18 protein-coding genes are annotated in these 16,888 nt (G+C 50.5%); 12 read left to right on the top strand and 6 right to left on the bottom strand.

Features of this window, described 5'->3' with window-relative positions:
- Positions 1 to 66: 66 nt before the first annotated feature.
- Positions 67 to 210, bottom strand: coding sequence for an FbpB family small basic protein (locus tag C6I21_RS09680; protein WP_105959265.1), 144 nt, complete (start codon positions 208 to 210; stop codon positions 67 to 69).
- Positions 211 to 320: 110 nt separating this feature from the next.
- Between C6I21_RS09680 and C6I21_RS09685 the strand changes: the two genes are divergently transcribed.
- Positions 321 to 1,322 carry an MBL fold metallo-hydrolase gene (locus tag C6I21_RS09685; protein ID WP_105959266.1) on the top strand — a complete coding sequence of 334 codons (1,002 nt, stop codon included), beginning with the start codon at positions 321 to 323 and terminating at the stop codon, positions 1,320 to 1,322.
- Positions 1,323 to 1,388: 66 nt separating this feature from the next.
- Here the strand turns inward: C6I21_RS09685 and C6I21_RS09690 are convergent, their stop codons facing one another.
- On the bottom strand, positions 1,389 to 2,900 hold the full coding sequence (locus C6I21_RS09690) for a BCCT family transporter (protein WP_105959343.1): 1,512 nt from the start codon (positions 2,898 to 2,900) through the stop codon (positions 1,389 to 1,391).
- 199 nt (positions 2,901 to 3,099) lie between these two features.
- Between C6I21_RS09690 and C6I21_RS09695 the strand changes: the two genes are divergently transcribed.
- The 3 genes from C6I21_RS09695 to C6I21_RS09705 all read left to right on the top strand — a co-directional run bounded on the left by C6I21_RS09695 (position 3,100) and on the right by C6I21_RS09705 (position 5,179).
- The gene (locus tag C6I21_RS09695) at positions 3,100 to 3,540 is read left to right on the top strand and encodes a hypothetical protein (RefSeq protein WP_105959267.1); all 441 of its coding nucleotides are present in this window, start codon (positions 3,100 to 3,102) and stop codon (positions 3,538 to 3,540) included.
- Between the two features lie 138 nt (positions 3,541 to 3,678).
- Entirely contained in the window at positions 3,679 to 4,311 is a 633-nt protein-coding gene (locus C6I21_RS09700; RefSeq protein WP_105959268.1) for a phosphatase PAP2 family protein, read from the top strand.
- Between the two features lie 70 nt (positions 4,312 to 4,381).
- The gene (locus tag C6I21_RS09705; RefSeq protein WP_105959269.1) at positions 4,382 to 5,179 is read left to right on the top strand and encodes a VLRF1 family aeRF1-type release factor; all 798 of its coding nucleotides are present in this window, start codon (positions 4,382 to 4,384) and stop codon (positions 5,177 to 5,179) included.
- Positions 5,180 to 5,276: 97 nt separating this feature from the next.
- Here the strand turns inward: C6I21_RS09705 and C6I21_RS09710 are convergent, their stop codons facing one another.
- Complete coding sequence (locus tag C6I21_RS09710; RefSeq protein ID WP_105959270.1) at positions 5,277 to 6,473, bottom strand: MFS transporter; 1,197 nt, start codon at positions 6,471 to 6,473, stop codon at positions 5,277 to 5,279.
- Between the two features lie 183 nt (positions 6,474 to 6,656).
- Here C6I21_RS09710 and C6I21_RS09715 point away from each other — a divergent pair, with 183 nt between their 5' ends.
- From C6I21_RS09715 to C6I21_RS09725, 3 genes are read left to right on the top strand one after another with little or no spacing between them, the layout of a single operon-like run.
- Positions 6,657 to 7,040, top strand: a complete 384-nt coding sequence (locus C6I21_RS09715; RefSeq protein ID WP_105959271.1) for an OsmC family protein — start codon at positions 6,657 to 6,659, stop codon at positions 7,038 to 7,040.
- 29 nt (positions 7,041 to 7,069) lie between these two features.
- Positions 7,070 to 8,446, top strand: a complete 1,377-nt coding sequence (locus tag C6I21_RS09720; protein WP_105959272.1) for an MATE family efflux transporter — start codon at positions 7,070 to 7,072, stop codon at positions 8,444 to 8,446.
- Positions 8,447 to 8,485: 39 nt separating this feature from the next.
- Positions 8,486 to 10,642, top strand: coding sequence for a tetratricopeptide repeat protein (locus C6I21_RS09725; RefSeq protein ID WP_105959273.1), 2,157 nt, complete (start codon positions 8,486 to 8,488; stop codon positions 10,640 to 10,642).
- A 164-nt stretch (positions 10,643 to 10,806) separates the two neighbouring features.
- Here C6I21_RS09725 and C6I21_RS16195 read toward each other — a convergent pair whose 3' ends face one another.
- A complete protein-coding gene (locus C6I21_RS16195) occupies positions 10,807 to 11,169 on the bottom strand; it encodes a hypothetical protein (protein ID WP_142393250.1) in 363 nt (120 codons plus the stop codon).
- Between the two features lie 507 nt (positions 11,170 to 11,676).
- The gene (yfkAB, locus tag C6I21_RS09740; RefSeq protein WP_105959276.1) at positions 11,677 to 12,840 is read right to left on the bottom strand and encodes a radical SAM/CxCxxxxC motif protein YfkAB; all 1,164 of its coding nucleotides are present in this window, start codon (positions 12,838 to 12,840) and stop codon (positions 11,677 to 11,679) included.
- A 149-nt stretch (positions 12,841 to 12,989) separates the two neighbouring features.
- Here yfkAB and C6I21_RS16525 point away from each other — a divergent pair, with 149 nt between their 5' ends.
- Positions 12,990 to 13,166: an SE1561 family protein gene (locus C6I21_RS16525; protein ID WP_181186202.1), complete on the top strand. Its 177-nt coding sequence runs from the start codon at positions 12,990 to 12,992 to the stop codon at positions 13,164 to 13,166.
- Positions 13,167 to 13,186: 20 nt separating this feature from the next.
- A complete protein-coding gene (locus C6I21_RS09745; RefSeq protein WP_245411593.1) occupies positions 13,187 to 13,810 on the top strand; it encodes a histidine phosphatase family protein in 624 nt (207 codons plus the stop codon).
- Positions 13,811 to 13,887: 77 nt separating this feature from the next.
- Here C6I21_RS09745 and C6I21_RS09750 read toward each other — a convergent pair whose 3' ends face one another.
- Positions 13,888 to 14,214 (bottom strand): hypothetical protein, encoded by a 327-nt coding sequence (locus C6I21_RS09750; protein ID WP_105959277.1) that lies wholly within the window; start codon positions 14,212 to 14,214, stop codon positions 13,888 to 13,890.
- 132 nt (positions 14,215 to 14,346) lie between these two features.
- On the opposite strand from C6I21_RS09750, the gene C6I21_RS09755 reads away from it, so the two are divergent.
- The 3 genes from C6I21_RS09755 to C6I21_RS09765 all read left to right on the top strand — a co-directional run bounded on the left by C6I21_RS09755 (position 14,347) and on the right by C6I21_RS09765 (position 16,809).
- On the top strand, positions 14,347 to 15,204 hold the full coding sequence (locus C6I21_RS09755) for a DNA-3-methyladenine glycosylase family protein (RefSeq protein WP_105959278.1): 858 nt from the start codon (positions 14,347 to 14,349) through the stop codon (positions 15,202 to 15,204).
- Between the two features lie 19 nt (positions 15,205 to 15,223).
- Positions 15,224 to 16,600 carry a 23S rRNA (uracil(1939)-C(5))-methyltransferase RlmD gene (rlmD, locus tag C6I21_RS09760; protein ID WP_105959279.1) on the top strand — a complete coding sequence of 459 codons (1,377 nt, stop codon included), beginning with the start codon at positions 15,224 to 15,226 and terminating at the stop codon, positions 16,598 to 16,600.
- Positions 16,601 to 16,713: 113 nt separating this feature from the next.
- Complete coding sequence (locus C6I21_RS09765; RefSeq protein ID WP_105959280.1) at positions 16,714 to 16,809, top strand: putative holin-like toxin; 96 nt, start codon at positions 16,714 to 16,716, stop codon at positions 16,807 to 16,809.
- Positions 16,810 to 16,888 lie beyond the last annotated feature (79 nt).

Consider the following 16,888-nt stretch of genomic DNA (forward strand, 5'->3'; position numbering starts at 1 on the left):
GGCAGATACCGCCTTTTCTGACGCTGCCGGATTCTAGAAGAACGTCCAAAGTGCTTCCGCACGCTTTCAATGCGTGCTCTGGGATGCCTCCTGCTCGTGCCGCTCATCCAGCCGTGCTTCAATCGTTTCAATTGCTTTCTCGTCCTGCATGATTTCTTTTTTGTTCTGCTGAACGAGTTCATTAAAGGTGGTACGCATTGATTTACGCATTCTCATCACCTGCCTGTGTGCATTATTTCACTTTTAATTATACAGAATTAACTGAAAAATGTAATAACAGAATTGTTACAACATTTCGAACAATTGTGGAGGGAAATCGAATGACTGCTTTTACAGAAACAGAATCCGTTTCAAAAATACGTATTCCTACGCCATTCGCTGTCGGAGACGTGAATGTGTATGTTATCCACGGGGAGAAAGAAACGATTCTCGTAGATACAGGGCCGGAACATCCTGAGAGCTGGAAAGCGCTCGAGCAGGGCTTAAAAGATGCTGGCACGTCACCGGAAAATATCGACCGGCTTATTCTCACCCACCATCATCCGGATCATATCGGAATGGCATGGCGCTTTCCTACAGCCCGTATTTATGGTCATGGCAAACTGGTGCCCTGGATTGAAAAAGACCAGCTCCACTACGCCAGAGTACAGTCTTTTTTTAGAGAATTCTTTGCACAGCACGGCATGCCGCCGGAAAAAGTAGAGCAGATTCTGGAGACGCAGGAGAAATACAGAGCGTTTGTTCACCCGGCAGCACTGGATGGGGAGTTGTCTGAAGGAGACTTACTTCCCGGACTGCAGTCATGGAACGTAATCGAAACGCCGGGCCATGCGCAGACACATCTCTCTTTTATACGGACAGATGGTGTCTGTATTGCCGGGGATCATTTAATTGAACATATTTCATCCAATGCGATTATGGAAGCTCCATATGAAGGGGAAAGCATGCGTCCGCGCACGCTGCTTCAATACCGGGAGACGCTGCAGAAAATCAGTCATGCCAAAACAGTGCTACCCGGTCATGGGAACACCATCGATCAGCCGGAAGCTCTCATTAATACCCGCCTGAATGACCAGCTTGAAAAAGCGGAAATGTTCCTGCAGAAAATGGGCGGGGAGCCGGTGCAGGCAGCTCAACTGGCTCAAAGCGTGTATAAACGCGTGTTTGAAAAGCAGCCGGATTTGACGTTCTCTGAAACACTCGGTCACCTGGATTTATTAAAAGAACAGGACAAAATCACGATGGAGCTGGAAGATGGGCATGTCTGGTACCAGGCGGCTCATACAGGTAAAGCAGCAGAGCGGAGCACCGGACAGGAATAAATACAGCCGCATAAATAAAAGGCAGGCATCCCTTATTCGGGGAGCCTGCCTTTTCATTCTGACTTCTTAAGAGACATACGTCTGTTTTTTGCTTTTTTCTTCCGGGAACTGCTCTGCATAAAGGGTGCGTGCAGCCCGTGGTGCCAGCCAGAGTGTCGGCAGAAGGAGCAGCGACACCGGCACGGCTGTAAATACGATAAAGGACTGCAGGGCATCCACGCTTCCTTCACCGATGTAAAGAAGGACCGCAGCCACCGTTCCCATTAAGAGTGCCCAGAACACGCGTAGAGAAGCCGGAGGCGATGCGTGGCCTGTAACGGCCATCGAAATCGTGTAGCTCATCGAGTCCGTCGTTGTCGCAACAAAAATAACAGTCACGAGAAGGAAAGCAGCAGCAATCCATGTTCCAAACGGCATCTGCTCGACAATCGCGATCATCGCTGCCGGCATTCCGCCTTCGTTCAGCGCGCCGGATACAGCGCCGCTTTCGCCGAGCTCATAAAAGATACCGGAGCCGCCTACAACGGAAAACCAGAAGTTCGTAATTAACGGAGCAATGATGGCAACAGCCATGACCAGTTCACGGATCGTCCGTCCTCTGGAAATACGGCTGATAAAGACGGCCATCATCGGTGCATACCCGATAAACCAGCCCCAGAAAAACAATGTCCAGAAAGAGAGCCATCCGGCATCGCTCCGATAGAGGCTGAGCTCGAGGAAATCACGAGTATAAACGCCCATCGTGCCGACGAACGTATCAATGATAAATCCGCCGGGTCCGAGAATCAGAATAGCACCGATCAGTGCGAGCGTTAAAATCACATTCCAGCGGCTTAAAAACTGAATTCCTTTGTGAAGTCCTGTTGCTGCGGAGATCGCAGCAATCGAGACGAGACCAAAAACGATAAGAAGTTGTGTCAGAAACGTATTCGGAATACCGAAAAGCGAATCAAATCCATATGCTGCCTGCAGTCCGAGAAAGCCGATCGGGCCGATTGTGCCGGCAGCGACCGAGATGATGGAGAATGCATCAGCTGCTGTACCGAGCGGGTGATTCTCTGCGATTTTCTTTCCCATGATCGGGTAAAGCAGCGTACGCGGTTTCAACGGCATTCCGCGGTGAAAGTGTCCGTACATAATGACAATTGCTGCGAGAGTACCAAGGATCGCCCATGCGAGAAAGCCCCAGTCGAGAAAAGACTGCGCCATCGCCGGAACGACAGCCTGAGTGGTTCCGCTTTCTGCATCATACATCGGCGGGGTTTCAAGAAAATGATACATCGGCTCTGCAGCGGCCCAGAAAACGCCGCCGCCGGCCAGAAGTGTACACATAATTATAGAGATCCATTTGAACGTGCTCAGTTCCGGCTTGTCAATATTGCCAAGACGGACTCTTCCCAGTTTGGAAAAAGCAATGACGAGCGCAATCAGAAACGTCGCAAGCATCAGTACCTGCCAGAAAGCGCCGAAATACGTTGTCGAGAATGCGAAAGACCAGTCGACAAAGCTTCCAACCGCTCCGGCGTTAATAAGTGAAGCAATAACAAAGGTAATAAGCAGGCCGCCGCTTATGAGCATGACCGGCCAATCAATTTTATGAGAAAAATTCAATGATAAATCCTCCTGAAAGTTAGTATCGAATCATGTCGATTGTTCAACACAAGTTTCAACATTAACAGGAAAAGGGTATGCATGCAAGAGAAGAATATTTTAATTTTAAAAGGGATATTCTGGTATGATAAACATGCACGTATTACAGCTTATGGAGGGATTTAAGATGAGTACAACATCAAAATGGCTGGTCGGCGGAGCAATCGTAGGCGTCGCAGCCGGAGCAGCAGCAGTAGCATCCAGTCAGCGTGCAAGAGAAACGGTAGGCGATAAAGCGTCGACTTCCTCATCTAATGTGCGTCAGTTTGTGACCGCTGTACGCGACAACCAGGAAGAAATTAAAGAACATATGCAGGATTCGGGATCCAAAATTTCCGAAGTGGCCGATAGAGCCTCTGAAGATTTAAAGGAGCTCATTGAAGTCGGAAAACGCCTCCGCGGACATGCCGATGATATGATGCAGGTTATTAATGGAATGAACAGAGAGTGGCGGAAGCTGATCGACGAGATTTCGTCGGAACCGGACCGCCTGGATCAGGGAGACGTAGAACTCGAACATCTTCCGGACCCGGAGACAGCGTCCACCGACCCTTCTGAAAATAAATAAAACGACTTTTTTCCTTTCTGTCTCCGGATGCGTACTGTCCGGGATAGAAAGGTTTTTCTATACGCTTTCAAAGGTGTATCAAATACGGCGGATTATCCGGAAATGCCCCGCCGCAGATGAAGATGCAGGAAGGATGAAATGGCTTTTATGACGTATTTACGCTGGACAGCAGGTGCTTTTGCAGCAGTGGCCCTGCTCGTGTTTTTGTTTATCGGATGGGAAGTGTCGGACGGAGGGATGACCGGTCTGGATCGTTTCGTGTCCCAGACCGTTTTTCAGCTGCAGAATCCGGATCTCATAGGAATAATGGGAGTTATTACAGAGCTCGGATCTGTCTGGTTTCTGACACTGATGACCGTTCTGCTGCTCGGGTTTTTATTATGGAAGCGCAGATATCTTGATTCAGCTGCAGCTTCTATTGTTATGCTCGGAACAGCCCTGCTTACGGCGTTGATGAAACAGCTTTACGGCAGGGAGCGTCCGACAACGACGGAACAGTATGATGCAACCGGGTTCAGTTATCCAAGCGGGCACTCATCGGGAGCGGCGGCTTTTTACGGTCTGGTGCTCTACTTTATCTGGGTAAGTCCATGGAGGCCGGGAACGAAAGTAACAGCATCTCTCGTGCCCCTTTTTACTGCGGCGGCTGTAGCTCTCAGCCGCGTATTTCTTGATGTACATTATGCATCGGATCTGGCAGGAGGCTTTGCTTTCGGTGCGGCCTGGATGATTCTCTGTCTTCTGGCTGCGGATTACTTCCGAAATAAGTAAAAAAGCAGGTTTTAATCTGCTTTAATCAGGCTACACATTCTGTATACAATTCTCTAGGAGGTATGGTGTCATGACATTAACCAACGAACTTCAATCCTTGAAAAAGATAGAATGTCCGGATGGGAAGTGCGTGCTTTCTATCTATCTTAACACCGACCCGGCTGATCAGGACCAGCAGAAAGGCGAATGGAAAATCCGTCTGAAAAATGGTTTGAAACGGATTGAGGAATACATTGAAGCTTCCGGCGAGAAGGAAGAGCTGAAGGAATATAAAAAACTGCGGAAGCAGGTAGAGGAAGAAATTCACGGCAATCGTCCGAAGATGGCAAAAAGTGTCGTCATTTTCGCCAGCGATCATGAAGACCTCTGGAAAGCCCACTATCTTCAGGTGCCGGTGGATACAAACTTTTACTGGGAGGCGTCACCGCAGCTGGAGGAGCTGGATCAGCTTGAATCCCATTATCCTCGCGCAGGCGTAATTCTTCCGAATAACGATGAAGTGCGTATTATCGATACGTCCTTCGGCGAGGTGAACGACGAGTGGCACTATAACTTTGATTCCGGTAAGGAAGAGTGGAATTTATCGGATGGCGTGGCTTCTGCGGACCGGACGGCCTCCAGTGCAAGCCACGTGGATAAGTTCCAGCAGCGGTTCGAAGAGAACAAATACCGCTTCTACAAAGATATGGCGCAGAAAGTGGAGAATATGAGAAAGAAAAATGAATGGAAAGAGCTCCACATTGTCGGAGAAGCGGAAATGGCAAGAACATTCCGTGATGTTCTTCAGACCGATCCGAAAGGAATTGTGCAGAAGAACATGAATAAAGATGAGCCGACGAAAATATTAAGTGAAGTATTTGAGCGCTGATAAAAACGCAGACTGCCGACATAGCGGCAGACAGTTTGAAGCCGTGATAACAGAGATGTTATCGCGGCTTCTTGCTCTCTCATTCAGGCAGACTGCATTATTCCGGCGGGGAATATACAACGGTCCCTGCGCGTCCCATTCTTTCCGGCTCTCGGTACAGCAGTCCGGAGAAAAAAACGCAGGCAAGCATCAGGACGACTGCAGCATAGGGAGCGCCTCTGCCGATCTGTTCGATGAGGAAACCTGTCAATAACGGACCGCTCATACTTCCAAGTGCAAAGAGCACACCTGCAAGCATGTTTCCGGCAGGCAGGAGAGACGGCGGCACCAGGTCTGCCAGGTAGGCGATACCCAGGCTGAAAAGCGAGCCCAGCAGCATGCCGGAAGCTGCGAACAACATACCGAGAAGCGGCAGAGAAGATTCCACGAGCGGCATGATGGAAAAGAGAACCAGGCCTGTGCCGGTAACGATGGAAATCAACCGCCGCCGGCCGATTTTATCGCTCGCGATTCCGAGGGGAATCTGTGTAATTAAGCTTCCGATAACAAATCCCGGAAGAAGAAAGATGGTCGTAAACGACAGGTCGATGCCAAAGCGCATCGCATAGACCGGATAGCTGCCGTGAATTGCAGCTTCCAGAAAACCGTAGGCGAAGGCCGGAAGCAGCGCGACCCATCCTTTACTCCAGACACTCCGGCATCTGTTCAGCATCGTCACTCCCGACGTCTCGGCAGCGCCGGTTTCCGGAAAGGTATTTTTGATCTGAAGCATTAACAGCAGTGCCGCAGTACTTAGTGAAGCCGACAAAATAAATGGCAGCGAAGGATGCACCTGGATCAGCATCGTCATCACCGGTCCTGCCCCGAATCCGAGTCCAAAAGCGAGGCCGTACACAGCGAGGTTTCTGCCGCGTATATCCGGCCGGCTCTCTGAGCTGATCCAGACCTGCGTGGAGAAATGGATCAGGTTGTCTGCGATGCCGATGATGAGGCGGAGGGCAAACCAGAACCAGAAAGCATACCAGAATGGAAAGGCGGCCAGACTGAGAATGATCGTAATCAGGCCGGTAAGAATAACGGGACGGTAGCCGAACCTCCGGATGAGCGGTTCCAGGAAAGGAGCAGCCAGGATGATACCGATATAGAGTGCAGAGGCGTGAAACCCATTCGCTGTAGAGCTGATACCGGTCTCCTCGAGCATAACAGCGAGTACAGGCAGCAGCATGCCCTGGGAGAAACCGGCAATCAGAACCATCAGCGTTAAAATCCAGAATTTACGATCACGGGGTGTCATTGTTTTCCGCCTCCTTTCTCTCAGGGTAGTTTAAGAAGTAGAAGTGCTTTTTACCCGGTCGTTCCAGGGCCGTTTAAGCACAGCATTTCCATTTTACAGGAGGGAGAGCAGTTTTCCTATACAACCCTGCAGGTTTTTCGTAAACTGATAGTGTTGGATATTCATTGAAGGAGCGTGTTTTGTATGGAATTTAAATGGAATCAGGATCATTTCACCGGAGAAACGGAATTTGGAGAGATGGTCGTAAGCGGTGATGAAACAAAAGGCTTCCGCCCCTATCAGATGATGGTCGGATCGATCGCGGTCTGCAGTGCTTCGGTACTCCGGCAGGTGATGGAAAAGCAGCGTCTGGAAGTAACCGGTCTGACGGTGAAGGCGGACGTAAAGCGGAATCCGGACGAAGCAAACCGGATTACACATATTGCTCTTCACTATGTGATTCAGGGAGGAGAACTTCCGGAAACAAAAGTAGAGCGGGCTGTTAAGCTGGCCTCTGCCAACTGCCCGATGGCAAGAACAGTGGAAGGTGCAGTAGAAATTACAGAAACGTTTGAGCTGAACAGTTAATTTCATCATGGACGTAAGGAGAGGCAGCAATGGCTGGAAATCAGTACGACTTCACAGAAGGCAGCATCATGAAAAAAATGATTTTATTTTCCTCTCCCATTTTTTTAACCAATATTCTGCAGACATCCTATCAGGTTATTGATTCGCTCTGGGTAGGAAACCTTCTCGGTTCGGCAGCTTTGGGAGCAACAGCGGTATCAGGCACCGTTATCTTCACGATATTATCTTTCATTATAGGAATTAATACGGCTGCACTGACTGTACTCTCCCAGTATAAAGGGGCAAAAGACAGCGGCGGACTTGCAAAGGCGCTGAACGCATTTGTTGTCATACTCGGCTCGCTCTCTCTTGTGCTCGGCATCGTTGGTTTTGTCATCGCAGAACAGGTGCTCTTGTGGATGGGGACACCGGAAGAAACGCTTCCGCTTGCGGTCACCTATCTGCGCATAAACTTCGTCGGCATCTTGTTTTTGTTCGGCTACAATTTTATCGCCACCGTCCTGCGGGCGCTTGGTGACAGTAAGACTCCGGTACGCTTCGTTCTGCTGGCTGTTCTGCTGAATGCCGTGTTTGACCCGCTCTTTATCGCTGTTCTGGATATGGGGATCGCAGGAGCAGCTTATGCGACGATCGTGGCTCAGGGAACAGCCTTTATATACGGCCTGTTGTTTTCGATCCGCCGCGCGGGCGTGCCGTTTTCCCTGCCACACCTGCCTGAAAGAGACCAGGCGGCAAAGATCATGAAGCTTGGATTACCCTCCGGTATGTCGATGATGGTTATTTCGGGCGGTGTGCTTGCCATTATGACAGTCGTCACGAGCTACGGCGGAGAAGTGACTGCAGGATTCGGCGCCGCACAGCGGCTGGACAGCCTGATTATGCTGCCTGCGTTAACGCTCGGATCCGCCATCAATAGTATGGCCGGGCAGAACATTGGTGCCGACAACTGGGAGCGGGTGCGTGAGACTGCCAGGAGCGGGCTGATCCTTATTGCGGTTGTCTCCTTGACGCTGAGTACGATCGTTTTTTTCAGTGCTGAATTTATGGTTTCATTGTTTGTGCAGGAGAGTGCAACGATTGCATTTGGTACAATGTATGTGCAGACGGTGGCTTTCTTCTATCCTTTTTTAGGAATTAATTTTGTGTTAAACGGCGTTGTCCGGTCTGCAGGAGCCATGATGCAGGTGTTTGTCCTGAACGTGATTTCATTCTGGGTGCTCCGTTTTCCGCTGACATACCTGGCATCGGAAATTTACGGAGAAGCAGGTATCGGTATCGGCATGGGAGCGTCCCTCGTTCTGAGTGCTGTGATTGCTGCGGTTTATTACCGCTTTGGACGCTGGGACCAGATTGAGGTCATAGAGAAAAAAGATAGGAAAGTCCCGGCAGAAACGAAAAAGGTTTAGCGAATAGCTGTAAGAGACAGCTGTGGAGGAGTGGGGATCATGGAACAGACAGAACATCTGGTTCAGAAACTTTTTTACCGGACATTGGTAACCGATGGAGCACAGGAGCCGGCCGCCTTTTTAGGCAGAGAGATGAAAACGGCCGGGGCAGATATGGATGCCATTCGATTCGCGCAGGGAGAAGTATACTTTCATTACCATGACTTAGAATCGGCAGTGTTTAAGTGGGAGCAGGTCGAAGGGGACCTCTCTGGATGGGCATGGAAAAATATCGGCGATGTGTATTATGATCAGCAGGACCACGACAGAGCGCTGGAAACCTTCCGGTCGGTACGTACAGACGAGCCTGTGCTGCAGATCGAACTGGCTCTTCAGCTGTTGTCGGTGCATGCAGAGAAACAGGAAATGGGAGAAGTATATCGTTATCTGGAGGAAGCGCTGGCTGTCGACCCGGACTATCCGGGCGTGACAGATCTGGCTCAGACGCTGTACGAGGACAATAAAGACTGGCAGAAAGCAGTGGATCTGGCCGTGACAGAAGCACTGCGTACCGAATCCAGAGTCTGGTTTGAAACACTTGTCCGCTATATACGAGAGTCCCGTGTGGAAGAATTTCCTCCGGAGTATTTTCAGGATCCTGCTGCCCAGCTCGCTGAAATCTATCCGGACTTATTCCGGGAGATGATGGCGGAACTGACCGCCGATTTCCGGAGACGGGATCAAGTGCTGGAGTGGACGGCGGTTTTCAACAGCGTCTTTACAGCTGTTGCGAAAGAACCCGGACCACAGTGGGAAACTATGGCCGCACTGCATCATGATTTGTATCTGGAACTGGTGAGCGGACGGTTCCTCGAACCGGATATCGCGCCGGTTCTTCCGGATCTTATGCGGAACTGGGAGCTTCTTTCCGAAGGGTCCCACCGGAACATGGCAGGTGCGGCACAGTCAGCTTGGAATGAAACGTTCCCGGAATACGAAACGATGGAACCTGCTTCTGTTCAGGATGGAAGCGGAGCAGCAGCTGCTGCAGAGGAACTGCTGTTATTATTTGAATCCATTCTCACATGGATGCGTGGAGAGAAACTACTTGACCGCGAAGCAGAGGAAGCGGCTGCTTCCGATATAGAAGACGCACCGGAACTGCTGCCTGTCCTGCGCGGGGAACCGATGTCGTTTGACCGCGTCCAGTGGCTCACAATGGTCCGTTCCAATGAAATAAAAGCTGTCCGCTCCGCAGAAGTTCTTTCTAATGCGGTGCAGAAACAGCTGCAGCGGCTTCTTGAACAGCAGTCCACCGTAGAAGAAGGACTGGCACAGTCGATCGATTTTTATGAAGAAATGCTGAGCCGGTTTAAAGGGGTGCGTGCTTCGCTTCTTGATAAGCGGACGGAAAGGCGGGATGCGGTGCTCGATACGTACCTGCAGATGAAACAAATGCAGAAAGAGCAGTTTGAGCAGGCCGTACCTGATATCCTCCGTGCTGCAGAAGATGTACTCGAAGACGAAGAGAAAAGCGCGAAGTACCTTCATGACGATTTAAACGCAGCGATGAATACCAGGCTCCGGGCGTACATTGATGAAGAATTGTTTCCGGTATTCAAACGCTCCATTCAGCAGTGGCTGAAGCATACGGAGGAAGACTTTTCAAACGAAGCTGCGGAGCTTTCGGAACTAGAGACGAACCTGAATGCTTCTGCAGACGAAGAAGTACTTTCCCTGAAACTGGATCAGAGTATTCTCTCTGACTGGCGGCGTGATTTAAACCGGATGCTGAACCGGACAGAATTGACGGATGAGAATATTATGTCCAGGTTTGAGCCGAAGCAGATGCTTCTCCGAAACGTCGGCAAGTGGTTCGGCGATATGCAGCAGAGCCGGAGTTTTCTGGTACAGCAGTACAGACGCTACCTGGAAAACGACGATTTTCATGAAACAGCAGAAGCGCTCTCCTACAAATTGTTTTTCGAATTTGATTTGTTTGAACGGGCGGTCAAGGCAGACGTTGATACCGTGTATACAGAATTGATTGAACATCTGGATGACGTGATTCTGACGTACGAAAGATACCTGGAGGAAACGAAAGAAGAGCTACACCTGCTTCAGGAGCATCCGGAACGGTTTTATGATCCGATTAAACTCTTTGATATGCGTCACCGTCAGTGCAGTCAAATGCTGTCCTACGCACAGCGGCAGTAAGGAAAAGAAAAAAGACAGAGGCCGGAAAACGGCACTCTGTCTTTTTTTTAGAGTACAAGAAAGTATAAAACTCGAATCCTCTTCCGAGCAGGGATGCCAAGGGTTTTGGCATTTCAAAGCTTTGTTAAATTAACTATTTGCTTCTATATGGTAGAGCTTCTCCGCTACTCGGCAGAAGCCTGCGTGGGCTTGTCTTCCAGCCGGGCGCTGTTTGCACGGCTGCAGCGCATGAGCGGAGCCGGCCTTTGGTTTGAGGCGCAGGGCAGCGATCTTCTGGCCTGCGGCGCGGCCGTGCGGAGCCATGCTTCTTCAATCGAAGCATTGTCCAGCTCCAGCGCCCACTCGCTCGAGGTTCCTTCACCCCTGCCGAAGAAAGCAAAGAGCAGCTTTCGTCGGCAGGGCCTCCAGGACTGGTCGCTCGTAACCAGGGCGCTTCCGCTTTTCGGGCGACTGCGCTTGATCCCACCGGCGTCTCTGCCGAACGCTCCGAAGCGAAGTAAAATAGAGCTGAAATACCAATGATCCATAGCAGGACCGGTGTCTATAAGGCAAAGATGACCTTGTACAATTCGATTGGATGACAGTATTCACTGTGCAAAAGGGACCGCTTCGATCAAGCGTTTTCTTCCAACCTGCCGAAACCGGAGGCCGTCGACTCCGGGAGGATCCGAACGAGGCGAAAATCCACGCCGCGTCAAGCGGCTGAAAGCACGAGCGGAGCCGGCCTTTGGTTTAAGCCGCAGGGCAGCGATTTTCTGCCATGCGGCGCGGCCGCGCGAAGCCGCGCTTCTTATAAAAGAAGCGTTGTCCAGCTGCAGCACCCACTCGCTCGAGGTTCCTTCACCCCTGCCGAAGAAAGCGAAGATCAGCTTTCGTCGGCAGGGTTTCCAGGACTGGTCGCTCGTGACCAGGGCGCTTCCGCTTTTCAGATTCCCTCCGGAACGCGTACGGTTGCAGGTGCAGGCAGAAAGCGGGTACCTGTTCAACAAACGTCTCTTAGCTTTTAAGACCAGGCGGTTTCTGCCTGGTTTATTTTAGATGAAATCCGAAGAGGAAGACACACTTCTTCCGGCTGTTTTTTCATGGAAGGACAGCTTCGAGCTGCCGCTTGTAAACGTATGTCCGGGATAATAGGTGTTTTTTACAAGAAGATTCGGCCCGAGGCACTTCACCTCTGGACAGTGGCAGCTGAGAGAACGGGATGTTTCTGTCTTCTGCCAGGATTGAAATGCTTCCGGAAGCGACTGCTCATGAATCGTGCCGAGGTTTCCATCCTGATGAAAATCGGTCACATGGATACCTCCGTCAAAAATATTTACATTCAGACGGGAGCGGCCATCCGGATCATTCCGCACGGTCACATTCGGTGCTTCATGAAGCCGGCTCAGAAGTTCCAGATCGCGCGTATCTCCGCTGCACGCATAAAAAGGCAGTGTGCCGAACAGCATCCATGTATCCGGGTCCCGGATATCCAGAAGCTTGTGGATCGCGCCGCGCACATCATCCAGTCCTGCAGTCTCCAGGTGGGCAGCGAAGCTCGTAGGATACATGGGATGAATTTCGTGGCGGGCGCATCCCATGGACAGCACCTGTTCATGGATGGAAGCAAGGTTCGGCAGTGTCCGTTTGTTTAACATCGTTTCTGCGGAAATCATGACCCCCTGCCGGCTTAAATAACGGCTGTTTTCCACCATGCGGTGAAATGCTTTTTCCCGGACCTCTTTCGGCGGTTTTTTCTCCATCACCGCAAAACCAATGTCCGTAAAATCCTCAATACTGCCGTAATTATGTGAAATGTGGAGGACGTCCAGATAGGGAAGTATCCACTCATACCGCTTGAGCGGCATTGTTAAGTTTGAATTGATCTGTGTTCGAGCCCCACGGCTGTGTGCATATTTGAGAAGCGGCAGCACATAGTTTTTTACCGATGACACGTTCAGCATCGGCTCTCCGCCCGTAATGCTGAGAGCACGCAGGTGGGGAATTTCGTCCAGCTTCTTAATGAAGAGCTCAAGAGGCAGCGGATCGGGCTCCTTCTGCTGAAGGGAATAACCGACCGCGCAGTGCTCGCATCTCATATTGCACAGATTGGTTGTGGTGAATTCGATATTCGTCAATGCTGGTCCTCCGTACGCCTCCTGATCCAGGTAGGCTTCCCAGGGGTCGTGTGAAGGGCGCATCGGTTGAAACTTTTCCATGAATCGATCATCCTTTCCAACGGTATCGTACCACAAATTACACTGCGTGAGGCAGACATCTCTGGCGGGAAGCGCCGGCATTTGGTAGAATAGGGCAGGATTCGTTTAGAATACAGCACTTGTTCAGTTGTCAAAGAAAGGAAGATTAGATGAGCGGACACCGCAGTGATCAATTCAATACGCTGCAGCAGCAGATGGAGCGGCTGGCAGTAAGAGTAGATTCTCTCGACCCGGAGAAAACCGATGTGGAGGAAATTGACCGAATGATTGAAAGCCTGGAGGAGTTGGAAGAAGCGTGCCGGAAATACCGGCGTGAATACGAGTAGGACAGGACGGAGGTATCTCGTTGACTACACTGTATTTAATCCGGCATGGAGAGTCGGAAGGCAATGTGCAGAAGATCATTCAGGGACAGACGGATTACCCGCTTAGTGAAGCAGGAATGCTTCAGGCGGAAAAGCTGGGAAGAGCATTTGCAGAAGTGAATCTGGACGCAGTATATTCCAGTGATCTGACCAGGGCTGCGGACACTGCAGCCAAAATCGCAGGCAGCATTCCGGTGAAAGAGGATATGCTGCTGAGAGAAGTTTTTCTCGGACCGCTTGAGGGGAAGACAAGAGCGGAACTGGAGGCGGATTATCCGGAACTTGCGCATAAAAGCGTGGTGACTTCCGGAATTCCAGGCACAGAAACGTTCGATATGCTCACAGAGCGCTGCCGGTCGTTTGTGCATTACCTTCATCACGAGCATCAGGATGATCACATCGCCTGTGTTTCCCACGGCGGGTTTATCAGCATTCTTCTGATGTACTTTATTGCAGGTGATGCCTGGCATCAGTGGAACCGTCCTTTTTTAATCGGGAATACCGGTATTACGAAAGTATATATGGATGAAATGGGTCAGGTGAAACTTCACTATACAAACGATCAGTGTCACCTCCATGATACCATCAGCCATACGCGCGGCTGAGGATTTATACACAGGACGAAGTTAAGACGAATGCCGTCGGAAGGTGCTTCCGGCGGCATTTTAAGCCGGACTGCCGGTCAGAAACGGTAGGAAATCCAGCTGTCCAGAGCTTCTGCCAATTCTTTCAGCTGTTTTTTTTCATCTGATTGGAGCGGGCGTTCTACTTTCAGATGCATTGTTCCTCCGCCGACGTTAAAATAAAGGTCCACTCCTTCTGCGGGTTCTGAATCCGGATAGGAAAACAGCGGGGTGGAATGCCCATCACAGGAAAAGCTGCACCAGCGTACAGGAGGGAGCCCGGACGGCAGCATCGAGACGGCTTTTTCCAAAAGCTCCTCCCGGCCGCAGTGATTGTAGATTTCTTTCATCAGCTGATATGAGATCTGTTCCGTCTGTACGGTCAACGGCATCGCTCCTTCTTACGAGGTTCGTTCTGCGTAAAATAGTTTAACAAATTTTGTTCCGTCTGTGAGACACAAAAAAAGATATGATCATTTAGTCGGAATGGCACCCATTACAAAAAAGGAGGCAGTTGAATGCACGAAATCATTCATCTGGACAAACCGTATCAGTTCGCCCGGGCGCTTAAGAGAATTCAGATGGATCCTCTAATTCAAGTTGTTCCGGAAGAAGAAACGCTCCACCTGCCCATGTGGATACACGATCAGCCGGAAGTTATAACCGTGCAGCGGATGCGGGATGGTGCCTTTCATATACGAGGGAGAAACGGCGTGGATATCGATGAAGTCTTCAGGCAGCTGCGCCGAATTCTTCAGTGGGAGGCCCCGCTTGTGGAAGCGGCTGAAGCGCTCCAGAAGACAGAGCTTGCCCCACTGTTCCCCGGTATGACCGGTGTTCCGCTTATCGGTGAATTTCAATTATACGGCGCGCTGATGAAAACAATTATTCATCAGCAGCTGAACATGACGTTTGCCTACACGCTGTCGACAAGGTTTGTCCAGACGTTCGGTTTTGAAAAAGAAGGCGTATGGTTTTATCCAAGACCAGAGACAACCGCCGGACTGCAGGTGGAAGATCTTCGGAAGCTTCAGTTCAGCGGAAGAAAAGCAGAGTATGTCATCGATACCTCCAAAAAAGCAGCTTCCGGCGAACTGAATCTGGAAGAAATGATGCAGGAGCCGGATGAGGTCATCATTAAAAAACTGACGGCTGTGCGCGGTATCGGCCGCTGGACAGCAGAAAACATGCTCATGTTCGGATACGGACGCCGGGATTTGTTTCCGGTCCAGGATATCGGCATTTTAAATGCATTGAAAAAGCTCCGCGGTACCACCGAAAAACCGGATAAAGATCTTTTGGATTTCGAAGCCCAGGCGTTTGCACCGTACCGAACTTACGCTGCGCTTTATTTATGGGAGAGCATTGAAGGCTGAGCGGAAGGAGAGATTACGAATGGGACAAAAAATGGAAAAGGGGTCCACCTTTCCGCTGACGGTAAAACGGATGGGGATTGACGGGGAAGGGGTCGGATTTTTCAAGCGGAAAGTCGTCTTTGTTCCGGGGGCACTCCCCGGTGAAGAAGTCGTCTGCCGGGCACAGAAAGTCTCAGATAAATTCATTACGGCTTCTTTAATAAAAGTGCGTAAATCCTCATCAGAACGTATCACGCCCCCGTGCCCGGTATATGACCGGTGCGGAGGCTGCCAGCTTCAGCACCTTTCCTACGAAGGGCAGCTGAAAGAAAAGAGAGACATTGTCGTACAGGCTTTTGAGCGCTACGCGAAAAAACACCTTTCCCGCATTGATATCCGGCCTGCGCTTGGCATGAAGGACCCCTGGCGCTATCGGAATAAAAGTCAGATGCAGGCGGGAGTGAAGAATGGGCACGTCATTGCCGGTTTATATCAGCAGGGATCCCATAAACTTCTGGACATCGATACGTGTATCGTTCAGCATCCCGTGACAGAAGAAGTGACGAATAAAATAAAGCAGATTGCTGAGGATTTATCCATCCCTATCTATAACCCCAAAAAACATCAGGGGGCACTCCGCACGATTGTCGTCCGCACCGGATTTGAGACGGGGGAGACACAGCTCGTTCTTGTAACTGCGACAGATGAACTTCCGAAAAGAGAAATTTTCGTGGAGGAAATTCAAAAGCGGATTCCCGAACTGGTTTCCATCGTACACAACGTTCAGCCGAAGAAATCACCGATCGTCTTCGGTGATAAAACGACGGTTCTTGCAGGAAAAGAAAAGATCACTGAAACGTTGGATGGAACCGCCTTTGACCTGTCCGCCAGAGCTTTTTTCCAGCTGAATCCGGAGCAGACAAAAGTGTTGTATGATGAAGCGGTAAAGGCAGCAGCGCTGACAGGGAAAGAAAATGTCGTGGATGCCTACTGCGGAACCGGAACCATTGGAATCCGGGCAGCCGCGAATGCCCGCGAAGTGCGAGGTATGGATATCACCCGCGAAGCGGTGGAAGACGCCAATGAAAATGCTGCCGCAAATCAGCTGTCGCATGCCCGCTTTTATCATGGGCCTGCAGAAAAACTGCTGCCGGAATGGATGAAGGAAGGCTGGAAGCCGGACGTTATCATCGTCGACCCACCAAGAACCGGCCTGGACGCCTCCCTTCTGAAACTGCTGCTTACGGCAAAAGTCGACCGCTTCGTGTATGTGTCCTGCAATCCATCGACGCTTGCAAAAAACGCGGATGAACTGATCCGTGGAGGCTACACTCTGGATTACGCCCAGCCGGTAGATATGTTTCCACAGACCGCGCAGACAGAAGTCACAGCAAGTTTCCGCTATACAGGAAAATAGAGGCCTCCCGACCTGCATCCCGCGACGAAACTTCTGCGGATGCAGGTTTTTTCTGGATATTTTTGTCGGACCGTGCTAATATGAGAACAAATGTTCGTATTGGAGGCGGTTAGATGGAATCGCTGCAGCTATTATTTCAAGGCGGTCTGTTTTTTCTGGCATTTTTAACGTTTCTTGTCATTTTAATAGAAAAAATTTCGAAAAAGTAAAGAGGATCAGGTTCAGCAGTGAAATAGTTCTCAACAAAGCAAACAAAGCAGGCAGCCCCCGGTAAAAAGGCTGCCTGCT

The organism is Alkalicoccus urumqiensis (genome assembly GCF_002993335.1).
Taxonomy (GTDB): domain Bacteria; phylum Bacillota; class Bacilli; order Bacillales; family Salisediminibacteriaceae; genus Alkalicoccus; species Alkalicoccus urumqiensis.